Consider the following 23261-nt stretch of genomic DNA (forward strand, 5'->3'; position numbering starts at 1 on the left):
CGTATGGATGGACGTGAAGCGATACTTCCGTGGGCCGGTCATGTGGATCGTGCTGGCCGTCCTTGCCGTGGTCGTGTTGATGCAGGTCGTCGGCTCGTCCGGCGGCTACAAGACGGTGGACACCGGCCAGGTCGTCCAGGCGATCAATGACAACAAGGTCGAACAAGCCAAGCTGACCACCGGTGACGAGAACACCATCAAGGTGCAGCTCAAGGACGGCGAAAAGGTCGAGGGCAGCTCGAAGATCCAGGCGAGCTACATCGGCGACCAGGGCGTGACCATCGCCAACACGCTGCAGACCAAATTCCAGGACAAGCAGATCCCCGACGGGTACACCGTCTCGCCGACGAAGCAGAACGCCTTCGTCGGGATCCTGCTCTCCCTGCTCCCCTTCGTCCTCATCGTGGTCGTCTTCCTGTTCCTGATGAACCAGATGCAGGGCGGCGGCTCCCGGGTCATGAACTTCGGGAAGTCCAAGGCGAAGCTCATCACCAAGGACACCCCGAAGACGACGTTCTCGGACGTCGCCGGCTCGGACGAGGCCGTCGAGGAGCTCCAGGAGATCAAGGAGTTCCTCCAGGAACCGGCGAAGTTCCAGGCGGTCGGGGCCAAGATCCCCAAGGGCGTACTGCTGTACGGCCCCCCCGGCACCGGCAAGACCCTGCTCGCGCGCGCCGTCGCGGGCGAGGCCGGCGTGCCGTTCTACTCGATCTCCGGTTCCGACTTCGTCGAGATGTTCGTCGGTGTCGGTGCCTCCCGAGTCCGTGACCTGTTCGAGCAGGCCAAGGCGAACGCCCCGGCGATCGTCTTCGTCGACGAGATCGACGCGGTCGGCCGCCACCGCGGCGCCGGCCTCGGCGGCGGTCACGACGAGCGCGAGCAGACGCTGAACCAGCTCCTCGTCGAGATGGACGGCTTCGACGTCAAGGGCGGCGTGATCCTCATCGCCGCGACGAACCGGCCCGACATCCTCGACCCGGCACTCCTGCGCCCCGGCCGCTTCGACCGCCAGATCGCGGTCGACCGCCCGGACATGCAGGGCCGTCTGGAGATCCTCAAGGTCCACCAGAAGGGCAAGCCGGTCGCGCCCGACGTCGACCTGTCGGCCGTCGCGCGTCGCACGCCGGGCTTCACCGGCGCGGACCTGAGCAACGTCCTCAACGAGGCCGCCCTGCTCACCGCCCGCAGCGACAAGAAGCTGATCGACAACTCCATGCTGGACGAGGCGATCGACCGTGTGGTGGCGGGCCCGCAGAAGCGGACCCGGATCATGTCGGACAAGGAGAAGAAGATCACCGCGTACCACGAGGGCGGACACGCCCTGGTCGCGGCGGCCTCCCCGAACTCCGACCCGGTCCACAAGATCACGATCCTCTCCCGAGGCCGTGCCCTTGGCTACACCATGGTCCTGCCGGACGAGGACAAGTACTCGACCACCCGCAACGAGATGCTCGACCAGCTCGCCTACATGCTGGGCGGTCGCGCCGCCGAGGAACTGGTCTTCCACGACCCGACCACCGGCGCCGCGAACGACATCGAGAAGGCCACGGCGACGGCCCGCGCGATGGTCACGCAGTACGGCATGACCGAGCGCCTCGGCGCCATCAAGTTCGGTGGCGACAACACCGAGCCGTTCCTCGGACGTGAGATGGCTCACCAGCGCGACTACTCGGAAGAGGTCGCCGCGCTGGTCGACGAAGAGGTCAAGAAGCTCATCGAGAACGCGCACAACGAGGCCTGGGAGATCCTGGTCGAGAACCGCGACGTCCTCGACAACCTGGTGCTCAAGCTCCTGGAGAAGGAGACGCTGGGCAAGGAGGAGATCGCCGAGATCTTCGCCCCCATCGTCAAGCGTCCGCCGCGGCCGGCCTGGACCGGTTCCTCCCGGCGTACGCCCTCCACCCGTCCGCCGGTGCTCTCCCCCAAGGAGCTCGCACTGACGAACGGCGCCAACGGCGCGACCCCGGCGATCACCACCGCCAAGGCCACCGCGTCGGAGCAGGCAACGGACGCGGTTCCCGAGGAGCGCCCCGAGAGCTGACGCTCACCCGTCCCGCGCCGGTGACCTCACCGGGCCCGGAATGGATGCCGCGCCCCCCAGGTTTTAGCCTGGGGGGTCGCGGCGTTTTTCGGCCGCGAAAACTCTAGGAACGAGGCACCAGATGACCGACCCCGTGACGCTGGACGGCGAGGGCTCCATCGGCGAGTTCGACGAGAAGCGCGCCGAGAACGCCGTACGCGAACTCCTGATCGCGGTCGGCGAGGACCCGGACCGCGAGGGCCTCCGGGAGACGCCGGGACGGGTGGCGCGGGCGTACAAGGAGATATTCGCGGGGCTGTGGCAGAAGCCCGAGGACGTGCTGACCACGACGTTCGACCTGGGGCACGACGAGATGGTGCTCGTGAAGGACATCGAGGTGTACTCGACCTGTGAGCACCATCTGGTGCCGTTCCGTGGTGTCGCCCATGTCGGGTACATTCCGGCCACCAGCGGCAAGATCACGGGGCTGTCCAAGCTGGCCCGGCTCGTGGATGTCTACGCCCGTCGGCCGCAGGTGCAGGAACGTCTCACCACGCAGATCGCTGACTCCCTGATGGAGATCCTGGAGCCACGCGGCGTGATCGTCGTCGTGGAATGCGAGCACATGTGCATGTCCATGCGGGGGATCCGCAAGCCCGGCGCCAAGACGCTCACCTCGGCCGTGCGAGGCCAGCTCCGGGACGCGGCGACGCGGAACGAGGCGATGAGCCTCATCATGGCCCGCTGACGCGTCACGCCGACGGCATCGTCCGTCACGCGGTGGACGGAGCCCCCGTGTTGTGGTCGTCGTCCTCCGGGAGTCTGCAGACACGCTCCAGGAAGATCGCCGCCGCTATCACGGCGATGCCCGCGAGGACCGAGAAGCCGGCGTAGATGGCCTGGTCGCGGCGGGCGGGGATGTCGAGGGACTCCAGGAGGAAGACGCCGGTGCCGCCGTACATGCCGGAGACCAGGGCGGCGACCAGGGCGCTGGCCTGGCCGAAGACGACCGCGCGGGCCGCCATCAGGGGGTCGACGCCCTTCGCGTCGGGGACGCGCTCGCGCTGGGCCTTGAGGCGGGCGCGGAGGGAGAGCGCCGTGGCCACGAGGACCACGGCGATCAGGGCGAGGACGATGGGGGCGGCCAGCGGGACGCTGGGCAGGGTCCCGATCGAGTTCCACAGGCGGGCGCCCGCCCAGGACAGGATCCCGGCCACGGCGAACACGCCGGCCAGCAACCTGATGCGCAGCTCTCTCACGGTGCCCCTTCAGCTCCCCCGAGGTCCCTGGGCGGTCCCACGGACGGTGGTCGTGTTGACCTTAACGGCTATTCGGGCAGCCGGAGTTCCAGGTCCTTGCGGGCTTCCACGCCGGTTCGCGCGACGGTGTCGAGGAGGGCGGCGACCGGGCCGTGACCCGGGAGCCGGGCCTCGGGGTCCACGTCGTGCCAGGGGACGAGCACGAACGCGCGCTCGTGGGCGCGGGGGTGGGGCAGGGTGAGGGCCGGGTCGTCGGAGACCACCTCGGCGTACGTGACGATGTCGACGTCGAGGGTGCGCGGGCCCCAGCGCTCGTCCCGCACCCGGTTGAAGGCCTCCTCGACCGCGTGGGCCCGCTCCAGCAGGGAGGACGGGGGGAGCGTGGTCTTCACCACGACGACGGCGTTGAAGTACGACGGCTGGCTGTCGGCGGCCACGCCCCACGGCTCCGTCTCGTAGACCGGCGAGACGGCCTTCACGCGGACGCCCGGCGTGTCCTCCAGAGCGTCGACGGCCCCCTGGAGGGTCTCCAGGCGGTTGCCGAGGTTGGAGCCGAGGGAGAGCACGGCGCGCCGGGGGTTGTGGAGGGTGGTGTCGGCGGCGTCCACCCGCTGCACGACGGAGGCGGGCACCGGCTGTACGGTCGGGTCGCTGTGACCCGCGGCGAAGGACGCGGTCATACTCGGCTCCGGGTGATGGTGACGGTCACGTCGTCGAAGGGCACGGTGATCGGTGCTTCGGGTTTGTGGACCCTGACCTCGACCTCCTCTACCCGTTCGTGCTTCAGACAGGCCTGGGCGATGCGCTCGGCGAGGGTCTCGATGAGGTCGACGGGCTCGCCCTCGACGACGGCCACGACCTCCTCCGCCACGATGCCGTAGTGCACGGTCTTGGTCAGGTCGTCGTCGGCGGCGGCCGGCCGCGTGTCCAGACCGAGGACGAGGTCCACGACGAAGGTCTGGCCCTCCCGCCGTTCCTCGGGGAACACACCGTGGTGCCCGCGGGCCCTCAGGCCGCGCAGCGCGACACGATCCACGCGAATCACTCCTGCAATCGTCGGTGACGGCCGGTGCGTACCGTGTGCGGGCGGTACCCCGGCCTCGAACGAATCTACCTGCGAGCACGGACACGGCCGGGCCACGGGGGCGCGGGCCGGTGCCGGTCCGGGAGGTTTCACCGGGTGTTTCCCCGGGGGAACCCGGCGGCTCACGGGCTGGTAGCCGCCCATACCCAGGGGTTCGTGATTCCAACCACTTCTTGGTCCCGTCGGGTCAGGACGGGGTTTCCTCGTCGTCGTCCTCGCCGTTCTCGGCCAGCACCGGGGAGGCGTGGTGGGACCACAGCTTCCAGCCCTCGGAGGTGCGGCGGAACACGTTCGTGGCGACCACGAGCTGCCCGACGAGCGGGCCGAGCTCCTCGCCGCCCTCGGGTGCCGGGCCGCCGCTGAGGATGTTCTCGGTGCAGGTGACCAGGGCGGTGTCGCCGGTGACGGAGACGTGCACGTCGGTGAGGAAGAACTGGATGTAGTCCGTGTTCGCCATGATCAGCGCGTACGACCGCAGGACCTCGCCGCGGCCGGTCAGCACGGGCCAGCCGGGGTGCACGCAGGAGACCACGCCGACGTCCGCCGGGTCGTGGTAGGTCTCGTCGACGCCGAGGTCGGCGGGGGTGAGCCAGAGCGAGGAGAGCTCCTCGAAGTCGCCGCGCTCCAGTGCCTCGTAGAAGGCGGTGTTGGCGGCTTCCACCTGCTCCACGTCGGTGTGGGGGGCGCTCACCGGGCTCCTTCCGCGCTGTTGTCCGCCGTGCGCGCCTCCGCGGTGCGCGCTCCTTCCACGGCGCGGGCGACCCGTACCGCGTCGGCGGTGGCGCGCACCTCGTGCACGCGCACCGCCCATGCGCCGGCGTGCGCGGCGAGGGCGGAGACGGCGGCGGTGGCGGCGTCGCGTTCGCGGGCGGGCGGCGGGGCGCCCTCCGGGCCGGCGAGGACCCGGCCGAGGAAGCGTTTGCGGGAGGCTGCGACGAGGAGGGGGTGGCCGAAGCCGAGGAGGCGGTCGAGGTGGGCGAGGAGGACCAGGTCGTGCTCGGCGTCCTTGGAGAAGCCGAGGCCCGGGTCGACGACGACGCGGTCGGGGGAGATGCCGCCCGCGAGGACGGCGTCCACGCGCGCGTGGAGTTCGTCGACGACCTCGGCGACGACGTCGGCGTAGACGCCCCGGACGTTGCCGCCCTCCAGGAAGCCGCGCCAGTGCATGACGACGAAGGGGGCGCCCGCGTCGGCGACGACCGGGATCATCGCGGGGTCGGCGAGGCCGCCGCTGACGTCGTTGACGAGGGCCGCGCCGGCGGCGAGGGCCTGTTCGGCGACGGAGGCGCGCATGGTGTCGACGGAGACGGTGACGCCCTCGGCGGCGAGGCCGCGGACGACGGGGATGACGCGCCGGAGTTCCTCGGCCTCGTCGACGCGGGTGGCGCCGGGGCGGGTGGACTCGCCGCCGACGTCGACGAGGTCGGCGCCCTCCTCGACGAGGGCGAGGCCGTGCTTGACGGCGGCCGTCGTGTCGAACCAGCGGCCGCCGTCGGAGAAGGAGTCGGGGGTGACGTTCACGACTCCCATGACCGCGCAGCGGTCCCATTCCGGAAGACCGGCGACGCGCCCGCGTCCGCTCTGCTTGCTCATGCGTTCAGCCTAGGCCCCGCACGGAGCCGGAGAAGCGTGTGGCCCGGACGGAAGCCCCCGGGCTGGAGGAGGGGCGGGGCTTCCGTCCGGGCCGGTCCCGGAGCGAGCGGTCACGCGGCTCTTACGTCCCGCTCTCCGACGACGTGGGCACACGCGCGTGCGGTGTGCGAGCGGCGGCGCAGGAAGCGCGGCAGCGGCAGGGCGAGGTTGACGAAGCCCTCGGCCTGCATGGCGGCGAAGCCGATGCGCGGGAGGTCGCCGGAGGCCCGGTAGACGACGAAGCGGGGCTCCCAGCGGGGCTGGAACTTCGCGTTGAACTTGTACAGGGACTCGATCTGGAACCAGCGGGACAGGAAGACCAGCAGCCCCCGCCAGGCGCGCAGCACCGGGCCTGCGCCGATCTTCTCGCCGCGCGCGAGGGCGGAGCGGAACATCGCGAAGTTCAGCGACACGCGCGTGATGCCGAACCTGGGGGCGGCCTGGAGGGCGGCGACGATCAGCAGTTCGTTCATGCCGGGGTCGGCGGCGCGGTCCCGTCGCATGAGGTCGAGGGAGGCGCCGTCGGTGCCCCAGGGCACGAAGTGCAGGATCGCCTTGAGGTCGCCGTACGGGCCGGGCTGGTCGTCCGCCTTGTGGGCGGTGGCGATGAGGCAGTCGCCGTCGGCGAGATCGCCGATGCGGCCCAGGGCCATCGAGAAGCCGCGCTCGGTGTCGGTGCCCCGCCAGTCGTCGGCGGCCTGCCGGATGCGCTCCAGCTCGGTCTCCCCGAGGTCACGGACGCGCCGCACCCGGGTCTCGTAACCGGCCCGCTCGATGCGCTTGACCATCTGGCGGACGTTGCGCATCGCGCGGCCGGCGAGCGAGAAATCCGCGACGTCCACCACCGCCTCGTCGCCCAGTTCGAGGGCGTCCAGGCCCGTCTCGCGGGTCCAGACCTCGCCGCCGGTCTCCGAGCAGCCCATGACGGCGGGTGTCCAGGAGTGCGCCTTGGCCTCGTCCATGAAGCGCTCGATGGCGCCGGGCCAGGCCTCCACGTCGCCGATCGGGTCGCCGCTGGCGAGCATCACGCCGGAGACGACGCGGTAGGTCACGGCGGCCTTGCCGCTGGGGGAGAAGACGACGGCCTTGTCGCGGCGCAGCGCGAAGTGGCCGAGGGAGTCGCGGCCGCCGTGCTTGGCCAGCAACGCCCGGAGGCGGGCCTCGTCCTCCTCGGTGAGGTGCGCGGCGGGGTGCTCGGGACGGAAGGCGAGGTAGATCGTGGTGATCGCGGTGAGCAGGCCCAGGGCGCCCAGGGAGGCGCCGACGGTCCACGAGGTGTCGCCCTGGTAGTCGACGGGGCCCTCGAAGCCGAAGAGGCCGTACAGGACGTGCGTGATGCGGTCGGCGAGGCTCGGGTCGCCGACCAGGCGGTTCGGGTGGACGCTGACGATGATCAGGCCGAGCACGAGGGAACCGGCGCCCATGAGGACGAAGTTGGCGAGCGCGCGCCAGCGGCTGCGCGGGTCGGGCAGTGCCCGGAACTGGTCGCGGTGGCGCAGCAGCGGTGCGAGCAGGGCGAGGGAGATGGCCGCGCCGACGAGGGAGTGGCGGTAGGTGAACTGTGCCAGCGCGCCCGCGGGCAGCAGTGCCACGGCCGCCCGCCAGGCCCGGCGCTTGTGGCGCCTGAGGCCGTGGGCGAGCAGCAGCAACAGCACTCCGGCGCTGAGCGAGAGCGCGGCCGCGAACGGGCCGAGCGCGCCGGGCAGTACCTCGGCCAGGGTGTGCATGCGGCTGTGCCGGAAGCGCGGGAAGACGCCGGCGGCGATGTCCAGAAGGCCTACGAGCGCGCAGGCTCTGGCGACGAGGACGGGGACGGCCTCGGGGCGCGGTCCGTGCAGTGCACGCCGCAGCCGTGTTGATCGGATCGGAACCCCGCCCGACATTTCCTCATCTGTCCTGACAGACATCGCATCCCGTGGTTCTGCGAGTGACTTTGGATCCGGAGCCCTGATTCGGGCATCCGGCGACATTGCGCCCTCTAGGACGGTGTCTCGTGAGGAGAGGTTCACTCAGCTCCTCAAAGCCGTTTCAAAGGCCGAGGAAAGCGAAAGCAAGCAATGGGTCTCACGAGCAACAACACGCTGGTGCTGGCGGTCCTGGCCGCCGTGGCCGTGTTCACCGGCACGGTGTGGCTCTGGCCACGGCTGGCGCGCCGGAGCTGGCGGTCCGTCAGCGGCCGTGTAGGGCTGTTGCTCTCGACCCAGTTGCTGGTCTTCGTGTCGGTGGGGCTGGCCGCCAACCAGGCTTTCGGGTTCTACGCCTCCTGGGCCGACCTGTTCGGGCGGGAGACCGACATGGGCGTGGTGGTCGACCACACCCCGGGCGAGCGGTCGAGCGGCCCGCTGCGGGTGACCGAGGTCGGGGACGTGCCCGGCAGGAGCGGCTTCCGGCCGTCGTCGGTCGGGCAGGTCCAGAAGGTCGAGATCGTCGGCCCCACGAGCCGCATCGCGAGTCCCGCGTACATCTATCTGCCGCCGGAGTATTTCCAGGCGCGCTATCGGGCGCGCACCTTCCCGGCGGCCGTCGTGCTCACCGGTTATCCGGGCACCGCGAGAGCGCTGGTGGACAAACTCCACTATCCGCGCACGGCTCTGGAACTCACCGGGGACGGCCGTATGCAGCCGATGATCCTGGTGATGCTGCGGCCGACGGTGGCGCCGCCGCGCGACACCGAGTGCGCGGACGTTCCGGACGGCCCGCAGACCGAGTCGTTCTTCGCGAAGGATCTTCCGGAAGCGGTGACCGAGCACTACAGGGTGGGCAGGAAACCGGGGAGCTGGGGGATCATCGGGGACTCCACGGGCGGTTACTGCGCGCTGAAACTCGCCATGCACCACCCGGCGGTCTACGCCGCGGGGGCGGGCCTGTCGCCGTACTACAAAGCGCCCGTGGACGCGACCACGGGCGATCTCTTCCATGGCGACAAGGCGCTGCGCGACCGCGCCGACCTGTGGTGGTGCCTCAAGCACCTGCCCGGACCGGACACCTCACTGCTCGTCAGCAGCAGCAAGGTGGGCGAGTCGAACTACAAGGACACCCTGAAGTTCATCGAGCGGGTGAAGGCGACGGGAACGACACGGATCTCGTCGATCATCCTCGAAAGCGGCGGCCACAACTTCAACACCTGGCGGCGGGAGATCCCGGCGACCCTGGAGTGGGTGAGCGGGCGGCTCGGCGGCGATCAGCGAGCGGTGAGCGGTCGTTGAGTGATCAATACGCCGAATTCGGCGGGAGTGCCGATTCCTGATGTCGTGTGAACACTGCGGGGTGGCTGTGTTTTTACGGGGCGGGGCACCACGGTTCGCCTACGCGCGGTAAGTTTCTGGCCATGCCACGTGGACGTCACCGCCATTCCCCGCCTTTGCACAGACTGCTTCCTCCGTCGGCGATCGCAGGCGTGTCCCTCGTCTGCGCCTTCGGCCCCTGGGTGTTCTCGCAGCAGGCCGTGCTGCGCGTGATAGCCGCGTTCGCCGCGGCGGTCGCGGTGGTCGGGGCGGCCGTCATGCGCCGTTGGGACGCACAGGCGGGCAAGCAGGTCGCCGACCTCACGCGCGCGCGTGCGAGCGACGAGTGGCGGCACGAGGAGCGGGTCGCCGAACTCGAGACCGACCTCGAGGAGTCGCGGGAGCTGCGCGTCAAGCTGGAGCAGCGGCTGCGGGCAAAGCGCGCGGAGCTGGCGGGCCTGCGCAACGAACACGCGGCGCTGCTGCGGCGGTACGCCACGGCGGAGACCGAGCGGGCGAGCGCGCTGGAGGGCCGCCGGCTGCTGGAGATAGAGGCCGCCCCCGCGCGTGCGCTGCCGCCGGGGGAGCCGGTCGACGGGCAGGCCGAGGCGGTGGCCGCCGAGGACGGTCCCGGGAACGGGACCGCGGCTGGGCAGGAGGCCGAGGGGTCCGCGAAGGGTGCCGGGTCTGCGGAGGGTGCCGGGTCCGCGGAGGGTGCGGACGCGTCCGAGAAGGACCCGGAGCGGCCCGCGATCTTCTCCCCGGAGGGTTCCCGGCTGTTCCTGCGGGCGAACGCGGCACTGAAGCGGCTCGACGAGGGCGGCGACGGGGCCGTCAGGACGAAGCCCGGGACGAAGGCCGTGACGAAGCCCGAGGCCGACCCCGTGGCGGAGGCGGGCCCCCAGGACGAGTCGGACGCCAAGGGGCGGTCGGCGAAGGCCGGTTCCGCCGCGGCGGACACCGCCGGTACCCGGGCGGAGGCCGCGCAGGAGGACGAGGTGCGGGGGAAGCCCGAGGCGGCCGACGGGCATGAGCACGCGGCCGCCTCCACCACGGCGACAGCCACCTCATCGCAGCAGCCCGCCGGGCACTTCATCGCGCCGACCGCGGTGGCGGTCGTGCCATCCGCTCCCGTGCGCCGCCCGCGGGTCGAGGGCGGGTTCGACTTCTTCGGCACGAAGTCGGGGGCCTCGCGCGACGCGCTGGAGGCCGTGCAGAACGAGGACCTCGCCGACGTCGTCGGCCAGGAGGCGCTCGCCCTGCACAAGGCCGAGTCGGAGGCGGAGTTCAAGCCGGCCGACGAGGAGTCGCGGGGCATCGGCCAGGTCATCGACCTGACGGCCCACGACGAGACGGAGCAGATCGACCTGCAGGGGCTGCGCAGCGCGGTCTCCTGACGGACGTACGGCTCGCGAGGGGCACGGTCAGACCATCCAGCGGTCGGGCCGTGCCCCTTTCCGTCCCGTCCGCGACCTCTCCGCCTGCGCCCCGAGCAGTTCCGCGGCCTCCTGAGCGTCCCTGAGACGGGCCGTGACGGTCTTGTTCGCCCCCGTGTCCACGTGCACGTCGGCGACCCGCCACAGCCGCTCCCAGGGCCCCTGGGTGAGCCGTACGCTCTGGACCTTCGCGTGCGGGACGAGGGCCAGGCTGCGGCGCAGCAGCCCCTGTCGCGAGGCGAACACCGCGTCGGTGACGGCGAGTCCGTGGCCGCGCCACCACAGGGGCACGCACCGCCCGGCCCGCCGCGGGGGTCGTGACAGCGCCGACGGAGGCGGTACGACGACTCCGGGCAGGACGCGCGCGACGACCGCCTCGGCGACCTCGCGCGGGGCGACGGGCACCAGCACGGAGTTGGACGAGCCGGCGACGTCCAGCTCGACCCGCACCCAGTTGCGCCGCCGCCACAGCAGGGGCTCCACGATCCGCACGGTCTGCACCCGCCCCGGCGGCACCGTCTCGTGGGTGCGGTCCAGGAGCCCGTGGTCGATGCGCAGCCCGTCCGGGGACTCGCCCACCGTCCAGTCGTACTCGGTGACGAACCGCCCCACGCTGCTCGCCCCCGCCGCGCCCAGCAGCGGTACGGCGGTCGCGAAAACCGTCCACAGGCTGTGGGTGGCCCACCACAGCAGCGACGGCACGACGACGGCGGCGACCAGACTGAGCCAGGTGGCGCCCGTCAGCACGAGGGAGAGGGCGAGATCGCGCGGAGGCGTGCGCAGCAGCTCGCGCGACGGGGCCTCGCCGACCTCGTGGGCGGTCTCCGGGGCGAAGCCGGCGGCGCGGGCGAGGAGTTCCGCGCGCAGGGCCCGCGCCTCCCGCTCCCCGAGGAAGGCCAGTTCGTCCTTCTTGTCGGTGCCGACGACGTCCAGGCGGAGCTTCGCGACGCCCGCCACGCGCGCGAGGAGCGGCTGGGTGACGTCGACCGCCTGGATCCGCTCCAGCCGGATGTGCGCGGTGCGCCGGAACAACAGACCGGTCCGGATGCGCAGTTCGGTGTCGGTCACCGCGAAGTGGGTGAACCACCAGGTCAGGAAGCCGTAGAGGGCGGCGGCCGGGACGATGACGGCGAGGGCGAGCAGCAGCGTGGTGGTCGTGAGCCGGGTCAACTGGCGCTGCGCCTGGTCGGGGTCGTGCACCGCCCACCCGATGACGACGGCGACCGGCGCCCACGCCCGCCTGAGGGGCGTTATGGGATGCAGCCGCCGCTCGGCGAGGCGTTCCCCGCCGGGTTTCTCCTGTACGGCGTCGTCCACGCCCGGCGCTGTCACAGGCCCGCCGATCGGGCCTCGCCGAGCTCGGTGAGCCGGTCGCGCAGCCGCTCCGCCTCGGCCGGGTCGAGGCCCGGGATGGTCGCGTCGGTCGCCGCGGCGGCGGTGTGGAGCTGGACGCTGGCCAGCCCGAAGTGCCGCTCCACGGGCCCGGAGGTGACCTCCACGAGCTGCATCCGGCCGTACGGCACGACGGTCTCCTCGCGCCACAGCACGCCCCGGCTGATCAGCAGGTCGTCGGCGCGCTCGGCGTAGCGCCAGGAGCGCCAGTTGCGGCCGAGCAGCACCCAGCCCCAGCCGGCCAGGGCGAGCGGCAGCACCGCGAACGCGGCCCAGGGCGCCCCGCACAGCAGCCCGAGCAGCAGCCCCAGGCCCACCGCGAGCAGTCCCAGCCACACCACCAGCAACAGCCGCCGCATCCGCAGCAGCCCCCGCGGCAGCCCGGTCCACACCGGTTCGGCCCCGGTGACTTCCGTGTCCCGCCCGCTCCCCGTCTCCATAGGGCCAGCGTACGTAGGACAGACTGTGTCCATGACTCCTACGACGGAGACCACGGTCGGCATCGGCGGCGCCGCGGAGAGCACCGACATGGTGCTCAACATCGGACCGCAGCACCCGTCCACGCACGGCGTGCTGCGCCTGCGGCTGGTCCTGGACGGCGAGCGCATCATGAGCGCCGAGCCGGTGATCGGCTACATGCACCGGGGCGCCGAGAAGCTCTTCGAGGCGCGTGACTACCGCCAGATCATCATGCTGGCCAACCGCCACGACTGGCTGTCGGCCTTCTCCAACGAGCTGGGCGTGGTCCTCGCCGTGGAGCGCATGCTCGGCATGGAGGTCCCGCAGCGGGCCGTGTGGACGCGCACCCTGCTCGCCGAGCTCAACCGGGTGCTGAACCACCTGATGTTCCTCGGCTCGTACCCCCTGGAGCTGGGCGGCATCACCCCGGTCTTCTACGCGTTCCGCGAGCGGGAGGTCCTCCAGAACGTCATGGAGGAGGTCTCCGGCGGCCGGATGCACTACATGTTCAACCGCGTCGGCGGCCTCAAGGAGGACCTGCCGGCCGGCTGGGCCACGCGCGCGCGTGCCGCCGTCTCCGCCGTGCGCTCGCGCATGGACCGCTTCGACGACCTGGTGCTCGGCAACGAGATCTTCCGCGGGCGCACCAGGGACGTGGGCGTCCTCGCCCCGGGGACCGTCCACGCGTACGGCGTCAGCGGGCCCGTCGCGCGCGCCTCGGGCGTCGACTTCGACCTGCGCCGCGACGAGCCGTACCTCGCCTACGGGGAGCTCCAGGACACCCTGAAGGTGGTCACGCGGCAGGAGGGCGACTGCCTGGCCCGCTTCGAGGTCCTCCTGGAGCAGACCCACAACGCCCTCGACCTCGCCGACGCCTGCCTGGACCGGCTCGCCGAGCTGCCGCCCGGGCCGATCAACCAGCGCCTGCCCAAGGTCCTCAAGGCCCCCGAGGGGCACACGTACGCGTGGACCGAGAATCCGCTCGGCATCAACGGCTACTACCTCGTCAGCAAGGGCGAGAAGACCCCGTACCGGCTCAAGCTGCGCTCGGCCTCGTACAACAACATCCAGGCGCTGGTGGAACTGCTGCCGGGCACGCTGGTCGCCGACATGGTGGCGATCCTGGGGTCACTGTTCTTCGTGGTCGGGGACATCGACAAGTAGGCCCTCGACCAGTACGCCGTCGACGCCGACGGGCTGGAGGAGCCAGCCGAAGTCGCCGAGTCCGCCCGCCGCGGTGAGCTCGGCGGCCTCTCCGGCGCGCGCGAGGGCGCGTACGTACTCTGCGGGGTGCGTGGACGCCAGGGAGAGCGGGGGGCGCGCGCCCGCGATGCCCAGGGTGCGCAGGGCCTCGCGCTGGGTCAGGAACCGCCCTCCGGGGAGTGCGCACGCGTCCAGCGCCACATGGGCCGTGAGGTCGCAGGAGCCGTCCGGTACGGGTGCGCACTCGCGGCCCTCGCGGAAGCCGGTGAGCGTGCCGAAGAGGGGGCGCGTGGATGCCGTGTGGGCGTAGTCGACGGCCACCGCGAGCCCCCGCGCGACCGTCGCGACCGCGGCGGCCCACGCCTCGTCGCGGGGCAGGCCGATCTCGGCGCGCAGTCCTTCCCCGGCCGGCAGCGGCCACCACCGCTCCAGCCACCCGGCCTCCGCGCCCGCGACCGGCTCCCCGAGACGTTCGCGGCCGTCGCGGCGTACGAGGACCCGCCGCGGGACGCCCGAGGAGTCCGTCTCGGCGATCTCCACGGGTACGTTGTCCAGCCATTCGTTGGCGAACAGCAGCCCGGTGACGTCCTGCGGCGGCTCGGACCGCCACTCGATCCGGTCATCGAGGGCGGCGGGGCGGCCGGTGACCTCGACGGCGTGCACACGCGTGCGTGCGGTCACCTTGGCCGGCAGGGCGGCGAGGACACCGGCAGCCAGCTCGCCCCGCCCAGCGGCCATGTCGACGAAGTCGAGCCGGGCGGGCCGGCCGAGCGCCTCGTCGAGGCGGCACAGCAGCCGGGCCACGGCCTCCGCGAACATCGGGGAGGCGTGCACGGACGTACGGAAGTGTCCGGCGGGCCCCTCCGGCCTGCGGTAGAAGCCGTCCGGGCCGTAGAGGGCGGCCTCGGTGGCGGCCCGCCAGCCGGTCCAGCCGCCCGTCGTGTCATTGGTCACGCGGTCAGGCTAGGCGCACCGGGGAACAGGGCCTCCACCTTGGGGAGTACGCGCGGGCGGTACGGATCGGTCCTCCGGTTGACCCCTGCACACATCACGCTTCCCTACGCTGGGTTACGTGCAGCGCCTCTATGACTTCCTCCGCAGGCACCCGACCGGGGTCGACGTCTTCTGGGCCGTCTTCCTGCTCGGGATCTCGCTCGCGAGCGAAACCGCCCGTGGGGAGTCCCGGGGGACCCGCTCGCCGATGGCGATCATCCCGGTGGTCCTGCTGCTGTGCGTGGTGATCGCGCTGCGCCGGCGCATGCCGGAGCGCATGCTGCTGCTGGCCATCGGGCTCGGCGTGGCGCAGGTCGTGCTGGACGTGGAGACCAGCCCCGCCGACTTCGCCTTCCTGGTGATCGTCTACACCGTGGCCGCCACGGGCACCCGCTGGGCGTCCCGGCTGGCGCTGACGATCGGCCTGTGCGCCGCCCCCGTCGCGCAGTTGCGCTGGCCGAACGAGAACTCCGGCGCGCTCGGCAACGTCGCGATCATGATCTTCCAGACGGTGCCGTTCGCCCTGGCCTGGGTGCTCGGCGACTCGATCCGCACCCGCCGCGCCTACTTCGCGCAGCTGGAGGAGCGCAACGCCCGCCTGGAGAAGGAGCGCGAGGCGCAGGCCAAGGTCGCCGTCGCCGCCGAGCGCGCCCGTATCGCCCGCGAACTGCACGACGTCGTCGCGCACAACGTCTCCGTCATGGTCGTCCAGGCCGACGGCGCCGCCTATGTCCTCGACGCCGCGCCCGACCAGGCCAAGAAGGCCCTGGAGACCATCTCCTCCACCGGCCGCCAGGCCCTCGCCGAGATGCGCCGCCTGCTGGGCGTGCTGCGCACCGGCGAGCACCAGGAGGGCGGCGAGTACGTCCCGCAGCCCGACGTCGAGCAGATCGAGGACCTCGTCCAGCAGTGCCGCGGCTCCGGGCTCCCCGTCGACTTCAAGATCGAGGGCACCCCGCGCCCGCTGCCCAGCGGCGTCGAGCTCACCGCGTACCGCATCGTGCAGGAGGCGCTCACCAACACGCGCAAGCACGGCGGACCGAACGCGGGTGCGAGCGTGCGCCTGGTCTACTTCGACGACGGCCTCGGCCTGCTCGTCGAGGACGACGGCAAGGGCGCCCCGCACGAGCTGTACGAGGAGGGCGGCGCCGACGGAGCGGGCCACGGCCTGATCGGCATGCGCGAGCGGGTGGGCATGGTCGGCGGCACCCTGGACGCGGGCCCCCGCCCCGGCGGAGGATTCCGCATCAGCGCACTGCTCCCGCTCAAACCAGCGCATTGACGCCGACACGCGCCCCCTGTTGACACCTGTCACGCCCCCCCGGCGACCTGCGTACGACCCCGAGGAAACGGAAGAGGCCCCATGACGATCCGCGTGATGCTCGTCGACGACCAGGTGCTGCTGCGCACCGGGTTCCGGATGGTGCTCGCAGCCCAGCCGGACATGGAGGTCGTCGCGGAGGCGGGGGACGGCGTGGAGGCCCTCCAGGTGCTGCGCTCGACCGCCGTGGACGTGGTCCTGATGGACGTCCGCATGCCGAAGCTCGACGGCGTGGAGACCACCCGCCGCATCTGCTCGGAGCCCGACCCGCCGAAGGTGCTGATCCTGACCACCTTCGACCTCGACGAGTACGCCTTCTCCGGGCTGAAGGCGGGCGCCTCCGGCTTCATGCTCAAGGACGTGCCCCCCGGCGAACTGCTCACCGCGATCCGCTCGGTGCACAGCGGTGACGCCGTGGTCGCCCCCTCCACGACGCGGCGCCTGCTCGACCGGTTCGCCCCCATGCTGCCCACCACCGGCAAGGAGCCCCAGCACGCGGAGCTGGAGCGGCTCACCGGCCGTGAGCGCGAGGTCATGGTGCTGGTCGCGCAGGGGCTGTCCAACGGCGAGATCGCGGCCCGGCTGGTGCTGTCCGAGGCGACGGTGAAGACCCACGTCGGACGCATCCTGACCAAGCTGGGCCTCAGGGACCGGGTGCAGGTGGTGGTCCTCGCCTACGAGACGGGGCTGGTGCGCGCGGGCGGGCAGGGCTGAGACACGGCCCGGGACGGGCCGCGCCGACCGGGCCCCCGGGCTACCTCAATATCCCTTCCAGGAAGTCGCTGCCCAGCCGTGCCACCACGGTGACGTCGAGCTGGTGCAGGACGTACCGGCCGCGGCGGCGGGTGGTGATGAGGCCCGCCTTCTTGAGGACGCCCAGGTGCCGGGATATCTCCGGGGCGGTCATGCCGTGCACCTGGGCGAGCTCGCTGGTGGTGTAGGCGCTGCGGGCCAGATGCCGGCACAGGCGCATCCGGACCGGGTGGGAGAGCGCGCCCAGCCGCAGGGCCAACTGATCGACCGAGGGCGGGGAGGCGAGCTCGGGGGAGCCGACCGGGTAGTGCAGGGCGGGCTGCCAGCCGTACCGGTGCAGCACGCTCAGGTGCGGCCAGCCCAGGCTCGTCGGGACCAGCAGCAGACCGCCCTCGGCCGTGGCGCTGTGACCGGTGCCCAGCTTGTCGACGGTGATGCGGCCCGCCGCCTCGTCGAGCGTGACGGCGGGCGACACCGCGGTCAGCGCCTCCGCGAGGCCCTTGCGGCGCAGCAGGTCCGTCTTGTGGCGGGCGTCCGCCGCGAGCTGGTGGCGCAGCCGCGACCAGGTGTCCGCGAAGAACGCCTCGTCGCAGTCCTCCACGAACTGCCGGAACCAGGCCCGGATCCGCGGCGGGTCGGCCAGCAGCCGCTCGGCGAACCGCACCTGCCGCGGCCCGCGCGAGGCGGCCAGCTCCAGGGCACGCCGGTGCAGCGCGCTGTCGGAGAGCACGCTCGGGCCGTGCGAGCAGTACGGCAGCGCGCAGGTGAACTCCAGGGCCGCGTCCACGAACTGCTCGTCCGTCAGCTTGTCGAGCAGGTCCAGGTCCTCGGCGATGCAGGCTCCGGGGAGCGTGGTCCGGCCCGTGACGCCGGCGAACGGCATGAACAGGTCCGAGAACGTCGTCCGCCACAGGAAGTCCGCCTCGCACATCCGGTCGGCGAGGTGCGGGTCGAGCCGCGCGGTCACGCCCGTCACCCAGGCCTGGAGTCCCGGATGGTGCCCCGGTTCGGCCAGCGCGTGCAGCGCCATGCCGAGCTCGGCCAGGGGCGAGGGCACGACGGCGACCCTCTCCGGCCGCAGCCCCGCGATGTCGATGCGCACGCTCATGACCTCATGTTGCACCCCGCCACCGACAACGCCGTCCTCGATTGACAGGGGCCGTCAATCGACGCGACGAGGCCGCCGCGGCGACGCAGCCTGGGGCCATGAGCATCACCCGGCAGCACCTTGTCGACACCTACCGCGCCCGGCACCTCGGCACCCCCGTGCCGCCCGCTCCCGGCACCCACGACGTGCGGGCCGTGCGCGAACTGCGCGAGTACCGGCGCTTCCTGGCGGCCCTCGCGGGACGGCCCGCCCGAGGCCGGGTACGGCACGCGCTGCGCCGATGGCCGCAACGGCGGACCGGCCCCGGTTGCCGACCCACCGGCTGACGCCCTTTAGGCGCCGGAGCTGCCGGTCTCCCGCAGCCTGGCGGCGAAGTCGGCGGCCGCCGCCCGCACGTCGGCCGCCGTCCACTCCAGGGCGGCGGCGCGGACGTAGACCTCGGTCATCGACAGGCCCGGGCCCTTCTCGTCCCAGGCGTTGCCGAACAGGGCCGTGCCCGTCTCCTCCGCCTGCCGGATCGCCGCCTCGGAGCACTCGTCGACGCCGTACGGCAGCCAGACCTGGAAGTCGCAGGTGTGCGGCACCCCGGGGTGGACCCGCGCCCACGGCAGCCCCGCCCTGGCGAACCCCTCGCGCAGCGCGGCGGCCACCACGCGCGCGTGGGTGACGTACTCGGGCAGCCTGGGCAGCTCGTGCTCCAGTCCGGCGAGGGCCGACAGGGCGGTCGGGAACTGCTGGAAGACCGCGCCCCCGTACCGGTGCCGCCAGGTCTTCGCCTCCTCGATGAGGCTCCTCGGTCCGGCCAGCGCGGCCCCGCCGAAGCCCTGGAGGGACTTGTAGAACGACACGTAGACGCTGTCCGCGAGGTCCGCGATCTCGGGCAGCGACCGGCCGAAGTGGACGGTGGTCTCCCACAGGCGTGCCCCGTCGAAGTGCACGACCGCGTCCCGCTCGCGCGCCGCCTCCACGAGCTCGGTGAGCTCCTCCCAGGTGGGCAGCAGGTAACCGGCGTCCCTCAGGGGCAGTTCCAGCATCAGCGCCCCGAAGGGCTCCTCGAAACCGCGTATCTCGTCGGCCGTGGGCTGCCGCGGTTCGCTCGTCACATGGACCGGGCGCAAGCCGGAGACCTGCCGGAAGGCGTCGCGTTCGTGCACCTCGGGGTGGGCCATGGCGTGCAGGGCGACGGTGGGGTTGCCGGTGCGGCCCGCCCAGCAGCGCAGCGCCACCTGCTGGGCCATCGTGCCCGTCGGGAAGAAGGCGGCGGCCTCCTTGCCGAGCAGACCCGCGACCTTCTCCTCCAGGGCCGCGACGACGCCGGTGCCGTAGAGGTCGCCCGGCTCGTCCAGGTCGTAGAGCGTGTCCGCCCCGTCGAGCAGTGCCAGGCGCTCGCGCAGGGGTGCGAGCATGTCCAGGCGGGCCAGCGTGCGCTCCGCGCTCCGGCCGGCGCTGATGCGCCGCGCGCGGCGGCGCAGGAGCCGTTCCTCCTCCGTGCCGCGCTCCGCCGGCTCCTCCGGCGTGACCTGCTCCGGTCGTCCCCCGGCGGCCGTCCGCCCGGCCCCTTGCTCCGCTGTGTCACTCATGCGCGGATCATCTCGTGCGCCCCCGGCCCCGGGCACGCCCATTTCCGCACACCCGGCCCGCGGAAACCCACAGCCTGTGGACAACCGGACGTCCCCGGAACCGATCGCGTTAACATGACGAGAAATCGTCCGGTACCCAGATGCGGACTGGAACGGGAAGGCCGCCGTCGCGTGACTACAGTCCAACAGCCAGACAGCAAGGACCGCCCCGCGCGGCTCACCGTCGGCGTCGTCGGCGCCGGCCGGGTCGGGCCGGCGCTCGCCGCGTCCCTCCAGTTGGCCGGACACCGTCCGGTCGCCGTCTCCGGAGTCTCCGACGCCTCCCGGCGGCGCGCCGAGCTGATGCTCCCGGACGTCCCCCTGGTCACCCCCGCGGACGTCCTCCAGCGCGCCGACCTGGTGCTGCTGACCGTCCCCGACGACACCCTGCCCGGTCTCGTCGAGGGCCTCGCCGAGACCGGTGCGGTGCGGCCGGGCCAGCTCCTCGTGCACACCTCCGGGCGGTACGGCGCGAGGGTCCTGGACCCCGCCCTGCGCGCGGGCGCCCTGCCGCTGGCCCTGCACCCGGCGATGACCTTCACGGGCACCCCCGTGGACGTCCAGCGCCTCGCGGGCTGCTCGTTCGGCGTCACCGCCCCCGATGAGCTGCGGCTGGCCGCCGAGGCCCTGGTCATCGAGATGGGCGGCGAGCCCGAGTGGATCGACGAGGAGAAGCGCCCGCTGTACCACGCGGCCCTCGCCCTCGGCGCCAACCACCTGGTCACCCTGGTCGCCCAGGCCATGGAACTGCTGCGCTCGGCCGGCGTGACGGCCCCCGACCGGATGCTCGGCCCGCTGCTCGGCGCCGCCCTCGACAACGCCCTGCGCTCCGGCGACGCGGCCCTCACCGGCCCGGTCGCGCGCGGGGACGCCGGCACCGTCGCCGCGCACGTCACGGAGCTGCGCAAGCACGCCCCGCAGACCGTCTCCGGCTATCTGGCGATGGCCCGCGCGACCGCCGACCGGGCGCTCGCCCACGGACTGCTCAAGCCGGAACTCGCCGAGGACCTCCTCGGGGTACTCGCCACCGGGACCGACGGCGCCGAGGGAGACGCCCGATGACCACGACCCTGCTGCGCACCGCCGGCGAACTGCACGCACGCACGCGTGCGGGCCGCCGGGCCGTCGTGATGACCATGGGCGCCCTGCACGAGGGCCACGCCACCCTGATCCGCACCGCGCGCGAGATCGCCGGACCGGACGGCGAGGTCGTTGTCACCGTCTTCGTGAACCCCCTCCAGTTCGGCGCAGGCGAGGACCTCGACCGCTACCCGCGCACCCTGGACGCCGACCTCAAGATCGCCCAGGACTCCGGCGCGGACGCCGTCTTCGCGCCCGCCGTCGACGAGGTCTACCCCGGCGGCGAGCCCCAGGTGCGCATCAGCGCCGGCCCGATGGGGGAGCGCCTGGAGGGCGCCTCGCGCCCCGGCCACTTCGACGGCATGCTCACCGTCGTCGCCAAGCTGCTCCACCTCACCCGCCCCGACATCGCCCTCTACGGCCAGAAGGACGCCCAGCAGCTCGCGCTCATCCGCCGCATGGTGCGCGACCTGAACTTCGGCGTGGAGATCGTCGGCGTGCCCACCGTGCGCGAGGACGACGGCCTGGCCCTCTCCAGCCGCAACCGCTACCTGTCGGCGAAGGAACGGCGCACGGCACTCGCGCTCTCCGGCGCGCTGTTCGCGGGCCGCGACCGGCACGCGGCACAGGAGGCGCTGCGCGCCCGGGCCCGCGAGGTGCCCGCCACGCACGCGCGTGCCGAGGCCCTGAGCGCCCTCGGGGAGTCCCGTGCGGCCGCCGACGCGCACGCCGTCGCGAAGGCCCTGCCGGGAGCCCCCTCGGCGGTCCGCGCGGCCGCCCGTCTCGTCCTGGACGACGCCGCGCGCCTGGACCCGCCGCTCGTCCTCGACTACCTCGCCCTCGTCGACCCGTCGGACTTCACCGAGATCGAGGACGACTTCACCGGCGAGGCCGTCCTCGCCGTCGCCGCCCGGGTGGGGACGACCCGGCTGATCGACAACATCCCGCTGACCTTCGGAGCCGCCTCGTGACCAGCACAGGCATACGACTGCACGCACCCGCGCCCGGGTGGTCCATCGACGCGGACGTCGTGGTCGTCGGCTCCGGCGTCGCCGGTCTCACCGCGGCCCTGCGCTGCGAGGCCGAGGGCCTGAGGACCGTCGTCGTCACCAAGGCCCGCCTCGACGACGGCTCCACCCGCTGGGCGCAGGGCGGCATCGCCGCGGCCCTCGGCGAGGGCGACACCCCCGAGCAGCACCTGGACGACACCCTGGTCGCGGGCGCGGGCCTGTGCGACGAGGAGGCCGTGCGCATCCTCGTCACCGAGGGACCCGACGCCGTACGCCGCCTGATCGCGACCGGCGCGCACTTCGACGAGTCCGAGGCGGGCGACCTGGAGCTCACCCGCGAGGGCGGCCACCACCGGCGCCGGATCGCCCACGCGGGCGGCGACGCGACCGGCGCCGAGATCTCCCGGGCGCTCGTCGAGGCCGTCCGCGCGCGGGGACTGCGCACGATCGAGAACGCGCTCGTGCTGGACCTGCTCACCGACGCCGAGGGCCGGACCGCGGGCGTCACCCTGCACGTCATGGGCGAGGGCCAGCACGACGGCGTGGGCGCCGTGCACGCCCCCGCCGTCGTCCTCGCGACCGGCGGCATGGGCCAGGTGTTCTCCGCGACCACCAACCCGTCCGTGTCGACCGGCGACGGCGTGGCGCTCGCCCTGCGCGCCGGAGCCGAGGTCAGCGACCTGGAGTTCGTGCAGTTCCACCCCACCGTGCTGTTCCTCGGCACGGACGCCGAGGGCCAGCAGCCGCTCGTCTCCGAGGCCGTGCGGGGCGAGGGCGCCCACCTGGTCGACGCCGACGGCGTGCGCTTCATGGTCGGCCGGCACGAACTGGCCGAGCTGGCGCCCCGCGACATCGTCGCCAAGGGCATCACGCGCCGCATGCAGGAGCGGGACGCCGACCACATGTTCCTCGACGCCCGGCACTTCGGCGCCGAGATGTGGGAGCACCGCTTCCCGACCATCCTCGCCGCCTGCCGCGCCCACGGCATCGACCCGGTCCACGAACCCATCCCGATCGCCCCGGCCGCCCACTACGCCTCCGGCGGCGTGCGCACCGACCCCCGGGGCCGTACGACCGTCCCGGGCCTGTACGCGTGCGGCGAGGTCGCCTGCACCGGGGTGCACGGCGCGAACCGGCTCGCCTCCAACTCGCTGCTGGAGGGCCTGGTCTACGCCGAGCGCATCGTGGCCGACATCGCGGCGAGCCGCGACGGCCTCCGCGCGCGCGTGCCCGCCCCCGTCGAACAGCCCGAGCGGCCAGCCCACCCGCTGCTCGGCCCCGAGGCCCGGTTCGCGATCCAGCGGATCATGACGCAGGGAGCGGGCGTGCTGCGCTCCGCCGAGTCCCTGACCAAGGCCGCCGACCTGCTCCAGCAACTGCACACCGACGCCCGCGACGCACTCACCGAGAACGGCAAGACGGCCGAGCCCGGCGTCGACACCTGGGAGGCCACCAACCTCCTGTGCGTGGCCCGCGTCCTGGTCGCCGCGGCCCTGCTGCGCGAGGAGACGCGCGGCTGCCACTGGCGCGAGGACGAGCCCGACCGGGACGACACGGCATGGCGCCGCCACATCGTCGTACGGCTGAATCCGGACCGGACCCTCGCCGTGCACACCACCGATACCGCAGACTTCCCCCCGACCCGGCAGCACCCTCAGGAGCAGTGAC

Annotated in this window: 22 protein-coding genes; 11 read left to right on the plus strand and 11 right to left on the minus strand. The window is 72.6% G+C overall.

Annotated features, from left to right (window positions below):
* Positions 1–7: 7 nt before the first annotated feature.
* Positions 8–2041: an ATP-dependent zinc metalloprotease FtsH gene (ftsH, locus tag ACIQJT_RS18675; RefSeq protein WP_365461130.1), complete on the plus strand. Its 2034-nt coding sequence runs from the start codon at positions 8–10 to the stop codon at positions 2039–2041.
* Between the two features lie 121 nt (positions 2042–2162).
* Positions 2163–2768, plus strand: coding sequence for a GTP cyclohydrolase I FolE (gene folE, locus ACIQJT_RS18680; protein WP_365461132.1), 606 nt, complete (start codon positions 2163–2165; stop codon positions 2766–2768).
* 25 nt (positions 2769–2793) lie between these two features.
* Here folE and ACIQJT_RS18685 read toward each other — a convergent pair whose 3' ends face one another.
* The 6 genes from ACIQJT_RS18685 to ACIQJT_RS18710 form a co-directional block, all read right to left on the minus strand.
* The gene (locus tag ACIQJT_RS18685; protein ID WP_402644659.1) at positions 2794–3279 is read right to left on the minus strand and encodes a DUF3180 domain-containing protein; all 486 of its coding nucleotides are present in this window, start codon (positions 3277–3279) and stop codon (positions 2794–2796) included.
* 68 nt (positions 3280–3347) lie between these two features.
* The gene (folK, locus tag ACIQJT_RS18690) at positions 3348–3959 is read right to left on the minus strand and encodes a 2-amino-4-hydroxy-6-hydroxymethyldihydropteridine diphosphokinase (RefSeq protein WP_365461136.1); all 612 of its coding nucleotides are present in this window, start codon (positions 3957–3959) and stop codon (positions 3348–3350) included.
* Positions 3956–4315 (minus strand): dihydroneopterin aldolase, encoded by a 360-nt coding sequence (gene folB / locus ACIQJT_RS18695; RefSeq protein WP_402644662.1) that lies wholly within the window; start codon positions 4313–4315, stop codon positions 3956–3958. Before folB ends, folK begins: the two co-directional genes overlap by 4 nt.
* A 235-nt stretch (positions 4316–4550) precedes the next feature.
* Positions 4551–5054: a nuclear transport factor 2 family protein gene (locus tag ACIQJT_RS18700; protein WP_365461138.1), complete on the minus strand. Its 504-nt coding sequence runs from the start codon at positions 5052–5054 to the stop codon at positions 4551–4553.
* Positions 5051–5956 (minus strand): dihydropteroate synthase, encoded by a 906-nt coding sequence (gene folP / locus ACIQJT_RS18705; RefSeq protein ID WP_365461140.1) that lies wholly within the window; start codon positions 5954–5956, stop codon positions 5051–5053. Before folP ends, ACIQJT_RS18700 begins: the two co-directional genes overlap by 4 nt.
* A 110-nt stretch (positions 5957–6066) precedes the next feature.
* Complete coding sequence (locus ACIQJT_RS18710) at positions 6067–7878, minus strand: phosphatidylglycerol lysyltransferase domain-containing protein (protein ID WP_365461142.1); 1812 nt, start codon at positions 7876–7878, stop codon at positions 6067–6069.
* A gap of 174 nt (positions 7879–8052) precedes the next feature.
* Here ACIQJT_RS18710 and ACIQJT_RS18715 point away from each other — a divergent pair, with 174 nt between their 5' ends.
* Both ACIQJT_RS18715 and ACIQJT_RS18720 read left to right on the plus strand, forming a co-directional pair.
* On the plus strand, positions 8053–9201 hold the full coding sequence (locus ACIQJT_RS18715; protein ID WP_402644666.1) for an alpha/beta hydrolase: 1149 nt from the start codon (positions 8053–8055) through the stop codon (positions 9199–9201).
* Positions 9202–9323: 122 nt separating this feature from the next.
* On the plus strand, positions 9324–10616 hold the full coding sequence (locus ACIQJT_RS18720; RefSeq protein WP_402644669.1) for a hypothetical protein: 1293 nt from the start codon (positions 9324–9326) through the stop codon (positions 10614–10616).
* A 27-nt stretch (positions 10617–10643) separates the two neighbouring features.
* On the opposite strand, the gene ACIQJT_RS18725 is transcribed toward ACIQJT_RS18720, so the two are convergent.
* Positions 10644–11987 (minus strand): PH domain-containing protein, encoded by a 1344-nt coding sequence (locus ACIQJT_RS18725; RefSeq protein ID WP_402644672.1) that lies wholly within the window; start codon positions 11985–11987, stop codon positions 10644–10646.
* Positions 11984–12487: a PH domain-containing protein gene (locus ACIQJT_RS18730; RefSeq protein ID WP_402644674.1), complete on the minus strand. Its 504-nt coding sequence runs from the start codon at positions 12485–12487 to the stop codon at positions 11984–11986. Before ACIQJT_RS18730 ends, ACIQJT_RS18725 begins: the two co-directional genes overlap by 4 nt.
* Before the next feature lie 31 nt (positions 12488–12518).
* Here ACIQJT_RS18730 and ACIQJT_RS18735 point away from each other — a divergent pair, with 31 nt between their 5' ends.
* Positions 12519–13670: an NADH-quinone oxidoreductase subunit D gene (locus ACIQJT_RS18735; RefSeq protein ID WP_402644677.1), complete on the plus strand. Its 1152-nt coding sequence runs from the start codon at positions 12519–12521 to the stop codon at positions 13668–13670.
* Here the strand turns inward: ACIQJT_RS18735 and ACIQJT_RS18740 are convergent.
* Complete coding sequence (locus ACIQJT_RS18740; protein ID WP_402644680.1) at positions 13635–14663, minus strand: SAM-dependent methyltransferase; 1029 nt, start codon at positions 14661–14663, stop codon at positions 13635–13637. The two genes, ACIQJT_RS18735 and ACIQJT_RS18740, sit on opposite strands and share 36 nt — an antisense overlap.
* A 118-nt stretch (positions 14664–14781) precedes the next feature.
* On the opposite strand from ACIQJT_RS18740, the gene ACIQJT_RS18745 reads away from it, so the two are divergent.
* Together ACIQJT_RS18745 and ACIQJT_RS18750 are read left to right on the plus strand one after the other, a co-directional pair.
* The gene (locus tag ACIQJT_RS18745; protein ID WP_402644683.1) at positions 14782–15984 is read left to right on the plus strand and encodes a sensor histidine kinase; all 1203 of its coding nucleotides are present in this window, start codon (positions 14782–14784) and stop codon (positions 15982–15984) included.
* An 81-nt stretch (positions 15985–16065) separates the two neighbouring features.
* A complete protein-coding gene (locus ACIQJT_RS18750) occupies positions 16066–16737 on the plus strand; it encodes a response regulator transcription factor (RefSeq protein ID WP_053846701.1) in 672 nt (223 codons plus the stop codon).
* A 40-nt stretch (positions 16738–16777) separates the two neighbouring features.
* Here ACIQJT_RS18750 and ACIQJT_RS18755 read toward each other — a convergent pair whose 3' ends face one another.
* The gene (locus tag ACIQJT_RS18755; RefSeq protein ID WP_402644686.1) at positions 16778–17884 is read right to left on the minus strand and encodes a DUF5937 family protein; all 1107 of its coding nucleotides are present in this window, start codon (positions 17882–17884) and stop codon (positions 16778–16780) included.
* A gap of 98 nt (positions 17885–17982) precedes the next feature.
* Here ACIQJT_RS18755 and ACIQJT_RS18760 point away from each other — a divergent pair, with 98 nt between their 5' ends.
* The gene (locus ACIQJT_RS18760; protein WP_402644689.1) at positions 17983–18210 is read left to right on the plus strand and encodes a hypothetical protein; all 228 of its coding nucleotides are present in this window, start codon (positions 17983–17985) and stop codon (positions 18208–18210) included.
* A gap of 6 nt (positions 18211–18216) precedes the next feature.
* Here the strand turns inward: ACIQJT_RS18760 and ACIQJT_RS18765 are convergent, their stop codons facing one another.
* Entirely contained in the window at positions 18217–19464 is a 1248-nt protein-coding gene (locus ACIQJT_RS18765) for a threonine aldolase family protein (protein ID WP_402644691.1), read from the minus strand.
* Between the two features lie 171 nt (positions 19465–19635).
* Between ACIQJT_RS18765 and ACIQJT_RS18770 the strand changes: the two genes are divergently transcribed.
* Genes ACIQJT_RS18770 through ACIQJT_RS18780 form a run of 3 tightly spaced genes read left to right on the plus strand, consistent with a single transcriptional unit; the run spans position 19636 to position 23260 of the window.
* Positions 19636–20565, plus strand: coding sequence for a DUF2520 domain-containing protein (locus ACIQJT_RS18770; protein WP_365461162.1), 930 nt, complete (start codon positions 19636–19638; stop codon positions 20563–20565).
* Positions 20562–21554, plus strand: coding sequence for a pantoate--beta-alanine ligase (gene panC, locus ACIQJT_RS18775; RefSeq protein ID WP_402644693.1), 993 nt, complete (start codon positions 20562–20564; stop codon positions 21552–21554). The genes ACIQJT_RS18770 and panC overlap by 4 nt, the downstream gene beginning before the upstream one ends.
* Positions 21551–23260, plus strand: coding sequence for an L-aspartate oxidase (locus ACIQJT_RS18780; RefSeq protein WP_402644696.1), 1710 nt, complete (start codon positions 21551–21553; stop codon positions 23258–23260). The genes panC and ACIQJT_RS18780 overlap by 4 nt, the downstream gene beginning before the upstream one ends.
* Position 23261 lies beyond the last annotated feature (1 nt).

Origin of the sequence: Streptomyces sp. NPDC091972, assembly GCF_044756385.1 — a bacterium.
In the GTDB taxonomy this organism is placed as follows: Bacteria; Actinomycetota; Actinomycetes; order Streptomycetales; family Streptomycetaceae; genus Streptomyces.

Excerpts from the sequence above, each read along its gene's own strand:
- ftsH (WP_365461130.1), top strand. The coding sequence starts at position 8 with ATGGACGTGAAGCGATACTTCCGTGGGCCGGTCATGTGGATCGTGCTG.
- folE (WP_365461132.1), top strand. The coding sequence starts at position 2,163 with ATGACCGACCCCGTGACGCTGGACGGCGAGGGCTCCATCGGCGAGTTC.
- folK (WP_365461136.1), bottom strand. The coding sequence starts at position 3,959 with ATGACCGCGTCCTTCGCCGCGGGTCACAGCGACCCGACCGTACAGCCG.
- folP (WP_365461140.1), bottom strand. The coding sequence starts at position 5,956 with ATGAGCAAGCAGAGCGGACGCGGGCGCGTCGCCGGTCTTCCGGAATGG.
- ACIQJT_RS18710 (WP_365461142.1), bottom strand. The coding sequence starts at position 7,878 with ATGTCGGGCGGGGTTCCGATCCGATCAACACGGCTGCGGCGTGCACTG.
- ACIQJT_RS18715 (WP_402644666.1), top strand. The coding sequence starts at position 8,053 with ATGGGTCTCACGAGCAACAACACGCTGGTGCTGGCGGTCCTGGCCGCC.
- ACIQJT_RS18720 (WP_402644669.1), top strand. The coding sequence starts at position 9,324 with ATGCCACGTGGACGTCACCGCCATTCCCCGCCTTTGCACAGACTGCTT.
- ACIQJT_RS18730 (WP_402644674.1), bottom strand. The coding sequence starts at position 12,487 with ATGGAGACGGGGAGCGGGCGGGACACGGAAGTCACCGGGGCCGAACCG.
- ACIQJT_RS18735 (WP_402644677.1), top strand. The coding sequence starts at position 12,519 with ATGACTCCTACGACGGAGACCACGGTCGGCATCGGCGGCGCCGCGGAG.
- ACIQJT_RS18750 (WP_053846701.1), top strand. The coding sequence starts at position 16,066 with ATGACGATCCGCGTGATGCTCGTCGACGACCAGGTGCTGCTGCGCACC.
- ACIQJT_RS18755 (WP_402644686.1), bottom strand. The coding sequence starts at position 17,884 with ATGAGCGTGCGCATCGACATCGCGGGGCTGCGGCCGGAGAGGGTCGCC.
- ACIQJT_RS18760 (WP_402644689.1), top strand. The coding sequence starts at position 17,983 with ATGAGCATCACCCGGCAGCACCTTGTCGACACCTACCGCGCCCGGCAC.
- ACIQJT_RS18765 (WP_402644691.1), bottom strand. The coding sequence starts at position 19,464 with ATGAGTGACACAGCGGAGCAAGGGGCCGGGCGGACGGCCGCCGGGGGA.
- panC (WP_402644693.1), top strand. The coding sequence starts at position 20,562 with ATGACCACGACCCTGCTGCGCACCGCCGGCGAACTGCACGCACGCACG.